Here is a 16,145-nt window from a genome sequence, read left to right on the forward strand (position 1 = left end):
CGATTTGTGTCAATACACTCCAATTTCATCTTAATATAAAGTGTGCTGCTATCATACCAACTAAAAGTAATATATCATGGTATTTTTGACAAATTAAGTCATTTTATTCAATTTAGAAGGCAAGACCATGCTAATCGAATTTAGTGTAGCTAACTTTCGTTCATTATTTGAGCGTCAAACATTTAGTCTTGTCAAAGCTAGTGGCAATGAATTGGTTGAATCCAACGCTTTCAAAGTCCAAGCTGCTAATGAGCACCATCTGCTTAGATCAGCCGCTATCTATGGCCCAAACGCTGGAGGAAAATCCAATTTATTACTCGCCATGAAAACCATGGAACGTATCGTACTAAAATCAGCAACAAATTTTCAACGAGGCGACAAATTACCAGTTATTCCTTTTCGTCTCAGTCAAGCAGCACTTGATAAACCAAGTGAATTTGAAGTGTCTTTCATCGTTGGTCAAGTACGCTATCAATACGGATTTACGGCTACGACAGAGCGTGTCCATGAAGAATGGCTCTTAGCTTACCCAAAAGGACGATCTCAACTTTGGATTGGACGTACCTGGAATATAGAAAATCAGCGTTATGATTGGGAGCCATGTGACAATCTCTCGGGAGAGAAACAATTATGGCAAAAATCTACCCGTGATAATGCGCTTTTTTTGTCAACTGCTGTGCAACTCAATAGCAAGCAACTTCAACCAATCTATGATTGGTTCAAAACCACATTGAGAATCACTAGTTCCGACGGGTGGAGTCCTATTTTTAGTGCGTCATTATGTGATAAAAACGAGAAAGCACAAGTGATGGAATTTTTACATGCTGCTGACTTGAATATTGAAGATATCGTAATTAAAGAGAAGCCTTTTGATGTTAATGAATTAAGTGATGATATGCCTTCACATTTAAAAGAGTTAATTGCAAGCGATTTCAAAGACAAACAAATTATTGATATCAAAACTGTTCACAAGAGTATAGACGGTGCAGATGTAGTTTTTGATTTTGAGCAAGAATCCGATGGTACACAAAAATTATTTGCATTTGCAGGCCCATGGATTGATTGTCTAGCTCACGGTTATGTCCTGTTTGTTGATGAGTTGCATGACAATCTGCATCCCAAATTGGTACATTTTTTAGTGCAATTATTCCACGATACCGAAACGAATCCTAAAAATGCACAGCTGATTTTCACTACTCATGAAACTTCCATTCTAAACCAAGAGGTATTTAGGCGTGACCAGATCTGGTTTTGTGAGAAAAATCAACAAAATGCTACTGTCGTTTATCCTCTCACAGATTTTAGTCCCCGTAAAGGTCGAGAAAATCTTGAATTAGCTTATTTATCAGGTCGATATGGTGCATTACCTTATGTTAGATCATTAAGGAAAAAACTTAATGGGAACGGATGATTTTTTCAAAAAAAATAAAGCCAAAAGCTCAAAGCAGCTGGCACGTGGTGGTGAAAAGCGCGAACCGTATGCCAAAGTATTAATTGTATGCGAAGGTGAAAAAACTGAGCCAAATTACTTTGAAGAACTAAAAGATTACTATGCTTTAAGTAGCGTCAATGTCAAAATTGATGGTAGCTGTGGTTCTGATCCAGTCAGTGTTGTGGAATATGGGAAAAAGCTCTATCGCAAAGAAAAAGTAAGTGGAGACGCATTCGATAAAGTCTATTGTGTTTTTGATAAAGATACACATTCCAATTATGACAAAGCCATGAATGCCATTCGTACCGCAAACCCAAAGGATACCTACATTGCAATCAATTCCGTACCCTGTTTTGAATATTGGCTATTGCTCCATTTTACCTTCACTACACAACCATTCAGAGCATTACCTAACAACAGTGCCTGCAATCAAGTTTTAATTCAATTAACTTCAAATGTCGGAATGGTCAAATATAGCAAGGGGCAGCATGGCATATTTGAAAAACTTATCAATCTGCTTGATCAAGCAAAAGTTAATGCTAATCTCTCTTTACAGACAGCTGAAGCGGTTTGCACAGATAATCCAACCACTCGTGTACATGAGTTGATATCATTCCTACAACAAATAAAATCTTAACCAATAATATTCATGAATAATAATACGGTTGGGTTTCAGGGAAACTGATTTTTCGGTAATTTATTCAGCATTTTCCTAGGTTAGCAGCTGTAAGCTTTTAGTCTAGAGTCATGATAATCATGTGACTGTGCTATCACACACCTTTTACCCCGCCTTCCCATCCACCCTCGCACGCCAATAAATCGGTGCGAACTTAACCGCCCACAACCCAAAACACACTAACCAAACCAGTGCCGCCAGCACGTAAAACATCGCCGCAATCGCTGGGATGAGGTCGGCCAGAATGCGGATGACGGCGGTTGCCTGGAAGCCCAGGAACAGCAGCCAGGTGAAGCGGTCGAGTTCGAGTGGCCGTCCGGAATGACCGAGGGTGACGCGCGAGGCCATGGCGAGGATCATGCCAGAGAAGAAACCAATGCCGAGCGCGTGCAGCGGGGCGAGTCCCAGAATAAAATTACCGGAGGCGAAATACACCAGGCTTTGCACGGCGTACAGCGCCATGGCCACACCGAACCAGGCGAACGAGATGTGCAGCACCGCCAACAGGCTTACTTGAAAGCTGCGTTGCAATTGCCAGCGGTACGATAAATACAGCGCACACCCAGCCAGCGGAAAGTCGGCGAGCCACAGATAGCCGGTCAGTTCAAAACATTGCAGCAGGCCGTGCGCGGCGATAAAGGCGAGCATCAGCCACAGCATCCAAAACGGCCGCACCATTTCGTAATTGTCGAGCACGCGGCTGGAGAAGAACGGAATCATGCGGTGCGACACGGTCAACACGATGGGCAGCAGGAAAAACCACAATCCGGCAGCGCGCGCGCAATCGAGCGCCAGTGCAGCGCCGGTCACCAGCCATACCAAATACGCCAGCATACCCAACCATCCCATTACCAATGCAACGCTGGTAACCCGGGCGTGACGTTTGTCCTCCGCCGGGGCGGTAAGCAAGATGCGCAGCAGCACGTACACCGCGATGCCCCAACCGGTCAGCATCAATTCCACGCCGGTAATGCTGATCGCTTTATGCGTCAGCAGGCCGGCATAAAACAGCACCACGCCCACTGCCATCAAAGCACAGGTGGCGATATATTCTTGCGGTTTTACCTTTTCACCGTTCATCCAGTTCGGATACGTAGTAAACAGAAAACCGAAAATAAAAAACGGAAAAAAACCGTAAACCATCAAAAACGCATGCGCCCAGGTCGGCGCGACGCTCCAATTGGTCACCGATCCGGCGATACCGTAGCGTCCGGTCAGGTCGAAAATCCACCACAACACAGTCAGCACGCCTTGTAATGCGCCTGCCAGAAACAGGCTGCGATGCGGCGCGGCGGAGAGATAATCACGGAAGTTAAGCGAGCTGTTGATCTGATTTTCCATAGTGGTTTTTCTTCAATTGTAAGCGGTTGATGGGGCTAACTATCTGTTTCATTATCCAATCCAATTATTTCTCTTCACTGCGGATATTTGCTATCATGCGTGTCCCGCTGGTGTTCAACGAATTTTCATGCTTAATATCGATCTGCATTGCCACTCCTCGATTTCCGATGGTGTACTGACGCCGACCCAATTGGTCGAGCGCGCTGCGCTGCGCTGCGTTGAAACATTGGCCTTGACCGATCACGACGATATTGCCGGACTTGCGGAAGCGCGTCAGATCGCGGAAGCCAAAGGCATTGATTTTATCAATGGTGTTGAGATATCCGTCAGTTGGCGCGGACGCACGCTCCATATTGTCGGATTGGATATCGACCCGAATTATGCCCCATTGGCCGAGGGTTTGGCAAAAGTGCGCGAAGGCCGCACGCAACGCGCCAGAAATATCGCCGCGGAACTGGAAAAAATCGGCATTCAGGGCAGTCTGGAAGGCGCCTACACCTTTGTCGGCGTGCGCAGCCTCATCGGCCGCACGCATTTCGCGCGCTTTTTGGCCGAACAAGGTTATGCCAAGGACGTTAAATCGGTATTCAAAAAATATCTGGTCAAGGGTAAACCGGGCTACACCCCGCATGAATGGGCGCCATTGAGCGATGCCGTCGATTGGATTCGCGGCAGCGGCGGCCGAGCGGTGATCGCGCATCCCGGGCGTTACGATCTCGGCAAAAATGTGTTGAACGATCTGCTCGATGAATTTGCCGCGTTGGGCGGCTCGGCGATTGAAGTGGTCACATCCAGCCACACTCACGAACAAATGCAGCTTTTTGCGCGTTATGCCAACGACCGGAATTTATTGGCTTCCTGCGGCTCGGATTTTCATGGGCCGGGAGAAAGCCATTTCGACCTGGGACAATTGCCGGAATTTCCATTGGGTTGCACGCCTGTTTGGCATCACTTTAGATCGTCATCGACCGCCGAGCTTGTTTATTGACGCACTGATTTAACTCTCTTTCACCGCACAACCGTATTACCGTGGCCCAATTTTTCGCGATTCACTCCGATACTCCGCATTTACGCTTGATTAAACAAGCCGTTGCCATCGTGCGCAGCGGCGGTATTATTGTATATCCGACCGATTCCTGTTATGCCTTGGGCTGCCATTTGGGCGACAAAGACGCAATGACGCGCATCCGCACCATCCGGCAGGTGGACGAACGGCATCATTTCACGCTGGTTTGCCGTGATCTGGCGGAAATCGCCACCTACGCCAAAGTCGACAACAGTCAATACCGCTTGCTGAAGGCCACGACGCCGGGCAGTTATACCTTTATTTTGCAAGCCACCCGCGAAGTGCCGCGGCGCATGCAGCATCCGAAACGCAACACCATCGGTCTGCGCATTCCGGATCATCCGGTCGTGCTGGCTTTGCTGGAAGAACTCGGCGAGCCTTTGCTCAGTTCCACGTTGATATTACCGGGTGACGAATATCCGCTGAACGATGCGGAAGAAATCCGAGAGCGGTTGGAACATCAAGTCGAACTCGTCATGGATGCCGGATCTTGCGGCATCGACATGACCACGGTGATCGACCTGACCACCGATGTGCCGGAATTGGTACGCCCCGGCAAAGGCAGCCTCGAACCGTTTGGAATCAGCCATGGATGAGATCATTCAAGGCATTGCCATTTACGCATTGCCGGTCATTCTCGCCATTACCATGCACGAAGCGGCGCATGGTTATATGGCCAAGAAATTCGGCGATTTGACCGCCTTCAACGCCGGGCGCATCAGTCTCAATCCGGCTCGCCATATCGACCCGGTCGGCACGATTCTGGTGCCGATGACATTATTCATTCTCAGTAAATTGACCATCGGCGCGGGGTTTTTATTCGGCTGGGCCAAACCGGTGCCGGTCAATTTCGCCAATTTGCGCCATCCGAAACGCGATATGCTGTGGGTGGCTGCCGCCGGGCCGGGCGCTAATCTGCTCATGGCATTCTTCTGGGCGCTGATGATCAAATTGGCGTTGCTAATGCCCGAGATCAGCTACGCCAAACCGCTCGCTCTGATGGGCATCGCCGGTATCGAAATCAATGTGATTCTGATGGTGCTGAATTTGCTGCCGCTGCCGCCGCTCGACGGCGGACGGATGGCGGTCAGCCTGCTGCCGCATCGTTTGGCTTATCAATTTTCCCAGATCGAACCTTACGGCTTTATGATTTTACTGTTATTGTTATTCAGCGGCGCATTGGGCGCTTTGATCGGACCGGTCATTCTGTGGGTGAAAATTTTTATCGTATCTTTTTTTGAGTTATATATTTAAGGAAATGCTGAATAATTCGTCGAACATAATGAAGCGCGAAGCGCGCGGAACGCAACAGCAGAGACATAGCAATCAGATAGACAAGGATGTGAGTACCCCGCAACAAAGCGTTTCATTTGTGCAGTCAATTAATCAGCGTTTCCTTAGCAGGCCGCTGAAAAACGTTTTCGAGGCAGCCGATACAAGGCAAAAACAAGCGAAAAAGCGCAGTTTATGCGGAATAAATGAGCATTTTGAGCTTGTTTTTAACACCGTAGCGGCAACGCAGATAGTTTTTCAAAGGCCTGTTAACAACATTTCAATACTAGGGTATCCATATGTTTGCTGATCGCGTTTTATCGGGTATGCGTCCCACCGGGAGCTTGCATTTAGGACATTATCACGGCGTCTTGAAAAATTGGGTGAAATTGCAGCAACAATACGAATGCCTGTTTTTTGTCGCGGATTGGCACGCGCTGACAACCCATTACGATTCGCCTGAAATCATCGAGCAAAATGTTTGGGATATGGTCATCGACTGGCTGGCCGCGGGTGTCGACCCGGCGCAGGCGATTCTGTTTATTCAATCCAAAGTCCCGGCGCACGCCGAATTGTATTTGCTGCTGTCGATGATGACGCCGCTCGGCTGGCTGGAACGCGTTCCCACTTATAAAGATCAGCAGGAAAAACTGTCGGAAAAAGACCTGAGCACTTACGGCTTTCTTGGCTACCCGCTGTTACAAAGCGCCGATATCCTGATTTACCGCGCCAACTTGGTGCCGGTTGGCGAAGACCAAGCGCCGCATCTGGAATTTACCCGCGAAATCTCCCGCCGTTTCAACCATATTTATGGCAAGGAACCCGGTTTTGAAGAAAAAGCCGAAGCCGCGATCAAAAAACTCGGCTCGAAAAAATCGAAGCTGTATACCGAGTTGCGCACGCTGTATCAGGAACAGGGCGATGAAAATGCCCTGGAAGAAGCTCGTTCATTGCTGAATGAACAGCAAAACTTAAGCCTGGGCGACCGCGAACGCTTGTTCGGTTATCTCGAAGGCGGCGGCAAAATGATCCTGACCGAACCGGAAACACTGCTGACCGAAGCTTCGCGCATGCCGGGACTGGACGGGCAGAAAATGTCCAAGTCGTACAACAACACCATCAGCTTGCGCGAAGACCCGGAAAGCATCCGCAAAAAAGTGCGCACCATGCCGACCGACCCGGCGCGGGTGCGCCGCAGCGATCCGGGCGATCCCGCCAAATGCCCGGTGTGGCAATTTCATCTGGTGTATTCCGACGACGCTACCCGCGATTGGGTGCAAAAGGGATGCAAGAACGCCGAAATCGGCTGCCTTGATTGCAAATCGCCGGTAATCGATAAGATTCTCGCCGAGCAAGCGCCGATGCATGAACGCATCAAAAAATACGAAGAAGACCCGACCCTGGTGCGCAACATCATCGCCGACGGCTGCGAGAAAGCCAACAAGCTGGCGGAAGAGACCATGCGGGACATCCGCGAAGCAATGGGTTTGAATTATTCCTGAATCCGGTTAGCCGCTAGCCAATGGTGAATCCGGTCATTGACTCCGCCGAACCGCAGCCGGTTGCCCGGATTTGCGGCGAACCGTTACTGGAAATCCCGCACGATTTATACATCCCGCCGGATGCGCTGGAAGTCTTTCTCGATACGTTCCAGGGGCCGCTCGATCTGTTGTTGTACCTGATCCGCAAGCACAATCTCAACATTCTCGACATCCCGATGGCGGAATTGACACAGCAATACATGACCTATGTCGAAATGATGCGGATCGATCAATTGGAACTGGCGGCGGAATATTTGCTGATGACCGCGCTATTGATTGAAATCAAATCGCGCATGCTGCTCCCCAAGCCAAAAACTGAAACGATGGAAGAATGCGACCCGCGTGCCGAGCTGGTGCGGCGCCTGCTCGAGTATGAACAAATGAAAAAAGCCGCGGACCGGCTCAATGGATTGCCTCAAGCCGAGCGTGATTTCAGCATCGCTCAGATCTGGATAGAACGCGATGAAACCATCCAATTGCCCAATATCGGCAGCGATGATCTGCGGAATGCCTGGATCGCCATTCTGGCGCGCGCCAAGATTAACCGGCATCACCAGGTCAAGCGTGAAACGCTTTCGGTGCGCGCTTATATGAGCCAGGTTTTACGCGACTTACGCGCACGGAAACAAGTCGAGTTTTACGACTTATTCAGCGCTTCCGCGACGGTCGCCGAGGTGGTGGTCACTTTCTTGGCGATACTCGAACTGGCCAAGGAATTACTGCTGGAAATTTCTCAATCCCACGATTCCGGAACCATCTATGTCCGTGCCGTCGACATCGCCTAATCCTGTCACTTTAGAATCGCTCAATCCGGAAAAAGCAAAACAAATTCTGGAAGCCGTTTTACTTTCCACGCAAGAGCCGCTACCGGTTAGTGAATTGCGGAAATTATTCGATCAGGAATTGAGCCATCCGGTCATTTCAAAGCTGCTGGAAGAAATTCGCGGCAAATGGCGCGACAGCGGCATTGAACTGGTCACTGTCGCCAGCGGCTGGCGCTTCCAGACTAAACCTGAAATGCAACCGTTCCTGGAAAAGCTCGCGCCGCAAAAAACACCACGCTATTCGCGCGCGGTGCTGGAAACGCTGGCCATCATCGCTTACCGGCAACCGGTTACACGCGGGGATATCGAAGAAATCCGCGGCGTCAGCGTCTCCACCTCAGTACTCAAAACGCTGCTGGCGCGCGGCTGGATCGAAGAGGTCGGGCATCGCAATGTGCCGGGAAAACCGGCGCTGTTTGCCACCACATCGCATTTCCTCGACGATCTGAATTTACGGACATTGGAAGAACTGCCGCCGCTGGAAGAGATGCAATCCTTGATCGAACCGGACAACCGGAATCAGGCGCTGCCTTTTACGGAAACCGGTTCAACGGATCAGAAGGAAAACGCAGATTAATACGGCGGACGAAACCTATCTGCAAGATAGGCGAAGAAACGAGTACCGCGCACCAAAGTGATTTCAATTAATCAGCGCTAGGATTTAGTGGCGCGCTGCGCTTCAATCAGTGCAGGTGTCAGGTGCGGCGTGATCAACTGCAGCAGTTGCGAGAATACTTTAGGACTGCCGGCTATGATCTGACCGCTTTCCAGAAATGTGCCGTTGCCTTCCAGATCGCCCACCAAACCACCGGCTTCGGTAATCAGCAAGCAACCGGCCGCCATATCCCAAGGCGCCAAACCGATCTCCCAGAATCCATCATAACGACCCGCTGCGACATACGCCAGATCCAACGCGGCGGAACCAGGCCGGCGGATGCCCGCGGTGCGCGGCACGATATCCTTGAACATGGCAAGATACGCGTCCAAATGCGTCAAATCGCGAAACGGTATCCCGGTCCCGATCAAACAATCATCCAGTTTGTTGCGTTTACTGACACGAATGCGGCGGTCGTTCAGAAATGCGCCGGTGCCCCGGCTTGCCGTAAACAATTCATTCATGTTCGGATCGTAAACCACCGCATGGGTTAATATCCCTTTATGCTTGAGTGCGATGGAAACCGAATACTTGGGAAAACCGTGCAAAAAATTGGTGGTGCCGTCCAGCGGATCGATGATCCACAAAAACTCCGATTTTTCGTGATCACCTTGACGGCCGCTTTCTTCTGCCAGAATCGCATGATCCGGATAAGCTGAATGCAGCACCTTGATGATCGCCGCTTCCGCTGCGCCATCCACCTCGCTGACGTAATCACTGTGTGATTTTTTCGATACCGTCAGCAAATCCAGGTTTTGCGAAGCTTGATTTATAATACTACCAGCACGGCGCGCGGCTTTCACCGCAATGGTCAACATCGGATGCATACAATTGATTCGTGGAAATTGGCAAAAGTTGCGATTTTAATATGAATCGATCGCCCCTGCTCGGTTTTGTAGGAATTTGAATCGTTTTGCGAAACCATGGATCAGCGCGTAGCAAAAAACTCCGCTTCGATTCAAGACACTTTTGCGTCAATACGATCAATTTTAGAATTACACACAGCGACAACCGGGATATTTTTTTCAAAAAAACCAACAAATGGCGATTTATCGGGATAAATATCATCTTCTTATTGTTAAATGGATTTGCTAAAATTGTTTGAGAAAATAACATATTATAAAAATTCTTTACAAACATCTGATTAAGCTATGGAAATACTGATTAATCACTCGCAAAAGATATAGCTCGATCAATATGAAATTCAGTCCTGTAAAGGCTTTACTCAATTTAAAAAAACAATAACAAGCATGGTTGAGCCGTCAAGCACCCAAATACGCATTCTGGTCGCCGAGAGTTTTGAGCTAGTCAATCTTGGCTTACGATCGTTGTTTGAAAAGCACGCTATCATCCGTCTGATTGCAGACACGAATTCCATAGAAGATCTGTTCAATTTAACTTCGCAACATAACCCCGACGTAATTTTGATGGATTTACTCCTCAGCAACCAAAATTATGCCGAGGATATCGCCAAACTGCTGCAAATCAGCCCGCAAAGCAAAGTGTTGGCTTTTTCACATCACAATAACGAGCAAACGCACCTGCAAACATTCCGCTCCGGAGCCGCCGGTATTATCAGCAAACAGCACTCATCCGACATGCTGCTTAAAGCCATCTATGCAATTCATACCGGGCAAATCTGGTTTGATCGCAATGTCACCAAATTGCTCTGGCAAGCGCAGTTCAGCCCCAAGCCCTGCGCAGAATTGCCAGCCGCCGCGAAATTAGCCAATCCGCCAAAATTAAGCGACAGCGAACGCCATATCGCCTACCTTGCATGCAAGGGCTTATCGGCCAAGGAAATTAGCGGGCAATTGTTAATTACCGAGAAAACAGTGCGTAATCAACTGTCGGCTATCTATAAGAAAATCGGCGTTAAGAAACAGATTGAACTGTGCCTGAAAGCACCTTTGTACAATTACTTCAAAGAATCCTACTTGATCGGGACATTTAACCCGGCCGACACGGACATTTAACCCGAAGGATAGGGACAACTATCCCATAAGAAAGTTATTTATCCCGCAAGATGCCCGAAGTTAGCGGAATCTTAAGGACAAATGACATCTACTTAGCCGAAGTTATCTTTGCTAAAATTCCTCTCTGATTAAATAGATAGCAATTTTCCACCTCTGCTATCCATTTCTCGAATCGTAGGTTTCAAGAGAATCGTGGAATTCATTCAAAATACCCGCACAAACTACCCGCGATGTATTTTTCCTTCACGTTTCGCTGACTACGAAATATTTTTCACCACAGGAGGGAACCTAAATGTCGTTTCAAGTAATTCAATCGAGCTGTGACATGCCGCTCTCGCAGCGCGACATCGAAACAGCAAAGATTTCATACCGCTCGTTGTGCATACGAGCTGCCGCCGGTATTACGCTGGCAATGTCGATATCTTTTATCGGCATCGACAAAAGCTATGCTGCCGAACATATTATCGAGATGACTGCAAAAGATATTGCAGACGATGGTTTTGGCAACAAACTGCTGGCGTACCAAATGGTCAGCCATAAGATCGATGGCCTGGATGTTACCGGCCGGTATAGTACCGAGCCCACAATCCCGGGTCCGATTATCGAATTAACCGAAGGCGACAAAGTCAAGCTGACACTGTTTAATACGATCTCGGCCGATTACCCGGCCAAGGGAATCAGCCAGCAGGTCAGCGTACACGTGCATGGCGTTCATTACAGAATCCTGAGCGACGGCACGCTTAAAGTCATCAATCGAATCCTCGACGAGGGTGCTGGCGATGGCCCTGAAGACAGCTTCGTATCGTATGAATACGAATGGGACGTTGCACCCGGAACCGCTGGCACCTGGGCCTACCACGATCACAATTACGAAAACCATAACGGCGCCGAGCACAAGGGTCTGTTTGGCGCAATCATCGTCAATCCGGCAGGAAGCCCTCAACAAGCCGGTTCCTATTCCAAAGAATACTTACTTTACCTGGGTGACGATGCTTTCTGGGGGGTTGAAATCAACGGCGCCACCAAACAGCAATCCAAACATGGCGTCAATCCGTCGTTCAATGCATCCAAAAACACCGATGTCCGGTTTCATCTCATTGCTTTGGGCACGGACCTTCACAACTTTAGCCTGAATGGCTACAAATGGTTCGATCCGGGCACGCACAATCTTATCAATCAAATTGCAATCGGTCCTCTGGAAAAACATGTATTCGTTGTCAAAGCGAACAAAAGCACCCAATACATGGATAACAATTTCACCAACAAATTATTGGGAATGACCGGTAACTTTATCGTTGATTAATAAGCAATTAAGGATCACATCATGAAAGAACAGATTATAGGATTCAAAAAACGCATTGCGGCATTGGCAGTCTTTATGCTGCTTGCCGCCGCTTTGTTGTCATCGTCGATGGCGATGGCCGCGGTTCATAGTTTTAGTTTCACAGCCAAAACCTTGCCTAACGGACAATTAGGCTACGCGTCCGGCAGCGATGCCGAGGCGGTTATTCCCGGCCCGGCCTTGTTTGTCAAACAAGGTGATACCGTTCAAGTAACGTTGACCAACACCACTGCGGTTGACGTCGGTTTCAATGTGCCAGGTTTAGTAATGAACCATAGCGCAAAAGCCAAACCGGGTGAAACTAAAAGCTACACCTTGCGCGCCAATAAGACAGGTACTTATGTTTACCGTGGCAATGACAATGGCAAAGAATTACTCGGGCTTTTCGGCGCACTGATCGTTGATAAACGCAACGGCCCGGTCGACAGCTTCGTCGATGACAATGGCAGCATCGTTCCGGTCACACAAGCCGATCTCGATAAACAATTTGTATTGTTCATGGTCGGCTCAACGTTCTGGGGTACCGAAATATCGGCCGATGGCGTGCAAAAACCGCTTTGGGCAGCCCCTGATTTAGGCGCGGTTGAAAACGATCTGGTGCGCTTCCATGTGTTATCGGTAGGGCCTGGGCACACGTTCCACTTGCACGCCCATCGCTGGCTCAAAACAGATACCACGACCGTGATCGATACCAAATTGCTGAGCGACGGTACCGATACGCACAGCTTTACCATTAAAGCCGGCAGCGGTGTTGGCCCCGGCGATTGGCAATTCCATTGCCATTTGATCGCGCACATGGAAGCCGGCATGCACGGCAGTTTCCGCGTTGATCCGGTCGGTGGCGACGGCCACAGCATTGTGGGCGCATCGCCTTATGGCAATATCCTGCTGGGCGTGCGTCCCTCCGAGCCCGGTTTGGTGACATTGGAAGTCAGCGACGAACCCGCCAGCTGGTTTAGAAGCGCGCGTGGCGACGCCATCGTTGGATTGCCTTTCGATATCAAAACCAAATCGCTGGAAGTCATCTATCCGGGCAGTAGCGTAAACTTCATCATGTCCGATACCAATGGCGTGCATACCATCAGTACACTGTTATGGCCTACCGGTGCGCATCATATGCCATTCGATCAAAGCGCTGCCTACCGTGGCGGCGGTATCGTCAAACTGACCACGCCGGGATTGTACGTGTTTACTTGTAAAGTGCATCCGTACATGTTCGGCGCGGTGATTGTCGACGATCCGGAAACCGAAGGACTCGATTTAGGCAACCCGGCAATGGATTACAAGATTGATCTGGTGACCGGCATCAGCGGCTTGCCAACCAGCAGCGATCTGGCTGTCCGTTTGCTCAGAACGTTTTTCGTGGCTACTTCACCCAGCAATTGGCAGGATTATTCAACCGGTATCTGGAATTTAAAATTTCCAACCCTGCCGGTTAGAATTTCCGGCGCGCCGTTTGGAAACGTTACCGATGGCGGCTTAGCCTTGGCGTTATCCGCGTTGAATGTCATCGATGCGCCTTTAGCCGTCGGCACCGCTCCTGCAGTGCCTGGCGTTGGAGAAGTATGGATCAACACGCAATTCGAGAAAACCGCCGGCAAATACAAACCCGGTACCACGACAGTGGTAGATACCGCCAACTGGACGGTTAAGCGCAAAATCGCATTGCCGGAAATCAACAACAATAATCCGCATAACATGTGGCCTAGCCGCGATCAATCGGTGATTTATCAAACCCAATGGTTCGATACCAAATTATCGATGATTGACCGTGAAACCGGCGCGTTGATCAAAAACATCAGAGTTGGCGATACGCCGTCGCATGTGGTGACGCTGCCTACCAACGATGATCTGACCATCGCGATCAACGGCGAGAACGGCATTGCGATCATTCCTGCCGGCACCACCACTGTCAGCAAAATGCTGCCCACGCAAGCGCATGGCCATACCTCGGCCAACCCTCACGGGCACTGGGTAAGCGCAGACGGCACCAAGATTGTGACGCCGAACATCAATACCAATGACATCGGTGTTTACGGTTCTTCCGGCGGCATACTGGCTCGCACGCCGACCGGCAATAATGCACCCGGTGCGCATCCGATTGCGATCGGCATGATGCCGGATTCGAGCAAAATTTATGCGGCTAACCTGTTGCATCATTCGCTATCGGTGCTTGACGGCGCAACCGGCGCATTGCTGAAAACCATCAATCTGATCGCGGATTACAATCCGATCGATGGCAGCTTTGCCGACAATGACGGCAATGGCGCAATAGCCGTCGGGGTACTGCCGATTCAGACGCCGGTTTCTCCGGATGGTAAAGCCGTCGTGATCGCTTCGACCGGCGGTCAAATCGTGATCGTCGATACCGCGACCGATACCATTGTCAAAATGTTCGATTGCGATCCAGGTTGCCACGGCGCTAACTTTGGTGCGAAACAAGGCGGCGGTTACTATGCTTACGTCACCACCAAATTCGGCAACCGGTTGACGGTGGTCGATGTGGATCCGGACGGTAATGGTGATCTCAGCAAAGCAAAAATCGCCGGCTATGTATCGTTAGTCGATACCGCGAGCACAGCTAAGGACGATACCGTCAGCGGCTTACCGGGATTCGGCGGACAAGGCGTGCTGGCAGTTCCGAACGTTTATAACGGCTGGGTGCAAAACCTGCCGGACGAATGGAAAGCCGGTTTGACCGCAGCCCAAAGAAATCCGGTCGGAACCGGGGATTAAATCGTAAATGGCAGCCATCCGCTTTATCAGTGATGGCTGCTTGAACAATTTTCAATTGAATGAAGCGGTTAACACGAAAGTGTTCGCCGCTTCTTTTTTATTCAGAACGGGAATTACCCTGGTATCCGTCGGATCGAAATAAAGATTCAAATGGCGTTTCGTCGATTGAATCAATGCCAGACAACACCCGGTCATACAAAAAAAAAACACCCCACTAAGCAAATAGTGAGGTGTCAAGGCTTCGTTTCGCGTTATCTGGCTGCGAACGAACAAAATAACTTAATAGATCAATCCAACATAAATTTGATTCTGAATTATGAAGATCTTAGAAACCGATACCGACATAACCACCGGTGGTCAAGCCGCTAAAGCTGGAGCCATCCAGTCCGCCGGGAACATAATGGTAGCGCGCATCGACACCGACGAAGAAATCACGCCAGATGTTATATTCAACACCACCGCCGAACATAATGCCGGGAGAAATATACGTGACCGATTCAGACGGCGGGCTGATTACATGGATACCCAAACCGGCCGGTATGATCCAAGGCCGGATCTTATATTGCGCAAAGTGGTTAAATTTGATTTTAGGCGCGGCGGTCAAGGTAAATTGATTTACCGTCACGCCCCGCGGGTTGAGCGGCGCGCCCGCCAAGATGCTGGGTTCGTTCGCCAATGCATTACCTGCGACGATTCCAAACTGCTTGTACTCGAACATCAACTCTGCATCAACCTCGGTTTTAGGAATAAAGCCCCAGCCATCGCGGGTCAATTGATAATCAAAGCCGGCGCCGACATACCAGGCATCCCGGCCCGCTTGCTCTTGCGCACCCAGCGGGACAACGCGGCTTTCCAATGTGGTGCCGTTACGAAGCGAGTCGCTACGCGCATAACCGCCGCGGAAAAACAGCATGGTCCGTTTTTCGCTGACACCTTCGAAATCCATTTCCGCTGGCTGACTGCGCTCGGTGACTTGCTGAATTCTCTCAACTTTCTGCGTGGTTTGCGCCGACTCCGCTTTCACGCGGTTCAATTCGTTCTGAATTTCTTGGGTTTTAGCCGCTTCAGCTTTGATATTAGCTAACTCTTGCTGAATTTGTTGCAGTGCATTTTCCAACTGGCGGATACGTTGATTGGCCGCATCTTGCGCAAGTACCTGGGGCGAAGCCAATGTTAATGCTAATAACAATGAACTTGCCGAAAAATTGTTGGCAAACTTTTTCTTTTGTAAAAAATACTTCATATAATTTCCCTTTCTTAGGTTTCGTTATTGAGGTGTGACAA

General features: G+C 49.5%; 15 protein-coding genes. 12 read left to right on the top strand and 3 right to left on the bottom strand.

Going from position 1 to position 16,145, the window contains the following annotated elements; translation table 11 throughout:
• The first annotated feature begins 127 nt into the window (after nucleotides 1-127).
• Both RBH92_RS14145 and RBH92_RS14150 read left to right on the top strand, forming a co-directional pair.
• Nucleotides 128-1,411, top strand: a complete 1,284-nt coding sequence (locus tag RBH92_RS14145; RefSeq protein ID WP_307932637.1) for an AAA family ATPase — start codon at nucleotides 128-130, stop codon at nucleotides 1,409-1,411.
• Nucleotides 1,398-2,069: an RloB family protein gene (locus RBH92_RS14150; protein ID WP_307932638.1), complete on the top strand. Its 672-nt coding sequence runs from the start codon at nucleotides 1,398-1,400 to the stop codon at nucleotides 2,067-2,069. Before RBH92_RS14145 ends, RBH92_RS14150 begins: the two co-directional genes overlap by 14 nt.
• Before the next feature lie 144 nt (nucleotides 2,070-2,213).
• On the opposite strand, the gene RBH92_RS14155 is transcribed toward RBH92_RS14150, so the two are convergent.
• Nucleotides 2,214-3,356 (bottom strand): NnrS family protein, encoded by a 1,143-nt coding sequence (locus tag RBH92_RS14155; RefSeq protein ID WP_307932639.1) that lies wholly within the window; start codon nucleotides 3,354-3,356, stop codon nucleotides 2,214-2,216.
• Nucleotides 3,357-3,576: 220 nt separating this feature from the next.
• Here RBH92_RS14155 and RBH92_RS14160 point away from each other — a divergent pair, with 220 nt between their 5' ends.
• Genes RBH92_RS14160 through scpB form a run of 7 tightly spaced genes read left to right on the top strand, consistent with a single transcriptional unit; the run spans nucleotide 3,577 to nucleotide 8,729 of the window.
• A complete protein-coding gene (locus RBH92_RS14160) occupies nucleotides 3,577-4,437 on the top strand; it encodes a 3',5'-nucleoside bisphosphate phosphatase (RefSeq protein WP_307932640.1) in 861 nt (286 codons plus the stop codon).
• 41 nt (nucleotides 4,438-4,478) lie between these two features.
• Entirely contained in the window at nucleotides 4,479-5,111 is a 633-nt protein-coding gene (locus RBH92_RS14165) for an L-threonylcarbamoyladenylate synthase (RefSeq protein ID WP_292922376.1), read from the top strand.
• Nucleotides 5,104-5,769, top strand: coding sequence for a site-2 protease family protein (locus RBH92_RS14170; RefSeq protein WP_307932641.1), 666 nt, complete (start codon nucleotides 5,104-5,106; stop codon nucleotides 5,767-5,769). Before RBH92_RS14165 ends, RBH92_RS14170 begins: the two co-directional genes overlap by 8 nt.
• A 28-nt stretch (nucleotides 5,770-5,797) precedes the next feature.
• A complete protein-coding gene (locus RBH92_RS14175; RefSeq protein WP_307932642.1) occupies nucleotides 5,798-6,097 on the top strand; it encodes a hypothetical protein in 300 nt (99 codons plus the stop codon).
• Nucleotides 6,087-7,289 (top strand): tryptophan--tRNA ligase, encoded by a 1,203-nt coding sequence (locus tag RBH92_RS14180; RefSeq protein ID WP_292922374.1) that lies wholly within the window; start codon nucleotides 6,087-6,089, stop codon nucleotides 7,287-7,289. The genes RBH92_RS14175 and RBH92_RS14180 overlap by 11 nt, the downstream gene beginning before the upstream one ends.
• Before the next feature lie 20 nt (nucleotides 7,290-7,309).
• Nucleotides 7,310-8,113 (top strand): segregation and condensation protein A, encoded by an 804-nt coding sequence (locus RBH92_RS14185; protein ID WP_307932643.1) that lies wholly within the window; start codon nucleotides 7,310-7,312, stop codon nucleotides 8,111-8,113.
• Nucleotides 8,088-8,729, top strand: coding sequence for an SMC-Scp complex subunit ScpB (scpB, locus tag RBH92_RS14190; RefSeq protein ID WP_292922372.1), 642 nt, complete (start codon nucleotides 8,088-8,090; stop codon nucleotides 8,727-8,729). The genes RBH92_RS14185 and scpB overlap by 26 nt, the downstream gene beginning before the upstream one ends.
• Nucleotides 8,730-8,806: 77 nt before the next feature.
• Here scpB and RBH92_RS14195 read toward each other — a convergent pair whose 3' ends face one another.
• On the bottom strand, nucleotides 8,807-9,634 hold the full coding sequence (locus RBH92_RS14195; protein ID WP_307932644.1) for an inositol monophosphatase family protein: 828 nt from the start codon (nucleotides 9,632-9,634) through the stop codon (nucleotides 8,807-8,809).
• A 423-nt stretch (nucleotides 9,635-10,057) separates the two neighbouring features.
• Here RBH92_RS14195 and RBH92_RS14200 point away from each other — a divergent pair, with 423 nt between their 5' ends.
• The 3 genes from RBH92_RS14200 to RBH92_RS14210 all read left to right on the top strand — a co-directional run bounded on the left by RBH92_RS14200 (nucleotide 10,058) and on the right by RBH92_RS14210 (nucleotide 14,861).
• Complete coding sequence (locus RBH92_RS14200; RefSeq protein ID WP_307932645.1) at nucleotides 10,058-10,783, top strand: response regulator transcription factor; 726 nt, start codon at nucleotides 10,058-10,060, stop codon at nucleotides 10,781-10,783.
• 292 nt (nucleotides 10,784-11,075) lie between these two features.
• The gene (locus tag RBH92_RS14205) at nucleotides 11,076-12,086 is read left to right on the top strand and encodes a multicopper oxidase domain-containing protein (RefSeq protein WP_307932646.1); all 1,011 of its coding nucleotides are present in this window, start codon (nucleotides 11,076-11,078) and stop codon (nucleotides 12,084-12,086) included.
• A 21-nt stretch (nucleotides 12,087-12,107) separates the two neighbouring features.
• The gene (locus RBH92_RS14210) at nucleotides 12,108-14,861 is read left to right on the top strand and encodes a multicopper oxidase domain-containing protein (RefSeq protein ID WP_307932647.1); all 2,754 of its coding nucleotides are present in this window, start codon (nucleotides 12,108-12,110) and stop codon (nucleotides 14,859-14,861) included.
• Nucleotides 14,862-15,186: 325 nt separating this feature from the next.
• Here the strand turns inward: RBH92_RS14210 and RBH92_RS14215 are convergent, their stop codons facing one another.
• Nucleotides 15,187-16,104 (bottom strand): porin family protein, encoded by a 918-nt coding sequence (locus tag RBH92_RS14215; protein WP_307932648.1) that lies wholly within the window; start codon nucleotides 16,102-16,104, stop codon nucleotides 15,187-15,189.
• Between the last annotated feature and the right edge of the window lie 41 nt (nucleotides 16,105-16,145).

The sequence above is a fragment of the Nitrosomonas sp. sh817 genome (assembly GCF_030908545.1).
Lineage (GTDB): Bacteria > Pseudomonadota > Gammaproteobacteria > Burkholderiales > Nitrosomonadaceae > Nitrosomonas.

Excerpts from the sequence above, each read along its gene's own strand:
- RBH92_RS14150 (WP_307932638.1), top strand. The coding sequence starts at position 1,398 with ATGGGAACGGATGATTTTTTCAAAAAAAATAAAGCCAAAAGCTCAAAG.
- RBH92_RS14195 (WP_307932644.1), bottom strand. The coding sequence starts at position 9,634 with ATGCATCCGATGTTGACCATTGCGGTGAAAGCCGCGCGCCGTGCTGGT.
- RBH92_RS14205 (WP_307932646.1), top strand. The coding sequence starts at position 11,076 with ATGTCGTTTCAAGTAATTCAATCGAGCTGTGACATGCCGCTCTCGCAG.
- RBH92_RS14175 (WP_307932642.1), top strand. The coding sequence starts at position 5,798 with ATGAAGCGCGAAGCGCGCGGAACGCAACAGCAGAGACATAGCAATCAG.
- scpB (WP_292922372.1), top strand. The coding sequence starts at position 8,088 with ATGTCCGTGCCGTCGACATCGCCTAATCCTGTCACTTTAGAATCGCTC.
- RBH92_RS14200 (WP_307932645.1), top strand. The coding sequence starts at position 10,058 with ATGGTTGAGCCGTCAAGCACCCAAATACGCATTCTGGTCGCCGAGAGT.
- RBH92_RS14160 (WP_307932640.1), top strand. The coding sequence starts at position 3,577 with ATGCTTAATATCGATCTGCATTGCCACTCCTCGATTTCCGATGGTGTA.
- RBH92_RS14185 (WP_307932643.1), top strand. The coding sequence starts at position 7,310 with ATGGTGAATCCGGTCATTGACTCCGCCGAACCGCAGCCGGTTGCCCGG.
- RBH92_RS14145 (WP_307932637.1), top strand. The coding sequence starts at position 128 with ATGCTAATCGAATTTAGTGTAGCTAACTTTCGTTCATTATTTGAGCGT.
- RBH92_RS14210 (WP_307932647.1), top strand. The coding sequence starts at position 12,108 with ATGAAAGAACAGATTATAGGATTCAAAAAACGCATTGCGGCATTGGCA.
- RBH92_RS14215 (WP_307932648.1), bottom strand. The coding sequence starts at position 16,104 with ATGAAGTATTTTTTACAAAAGAAAAAGTTTGCCAACAATTTTTCGGCA.
- RBH92_RS14180 (WP_292922374.1), top strand. The coding sequence starts at position 6,087 with ATGTTTGCTGATCGCGTTTTATCGGGTATGCGTCCCACCGGGAGCTTG.
- RBH92_RS14170 (WP_307932641.1), top strand. The coding sequence starts at position 5,104 with ATGGATGAGATCATTCAAGGCATTGCCATTTACGCATTGCCGGTCATT.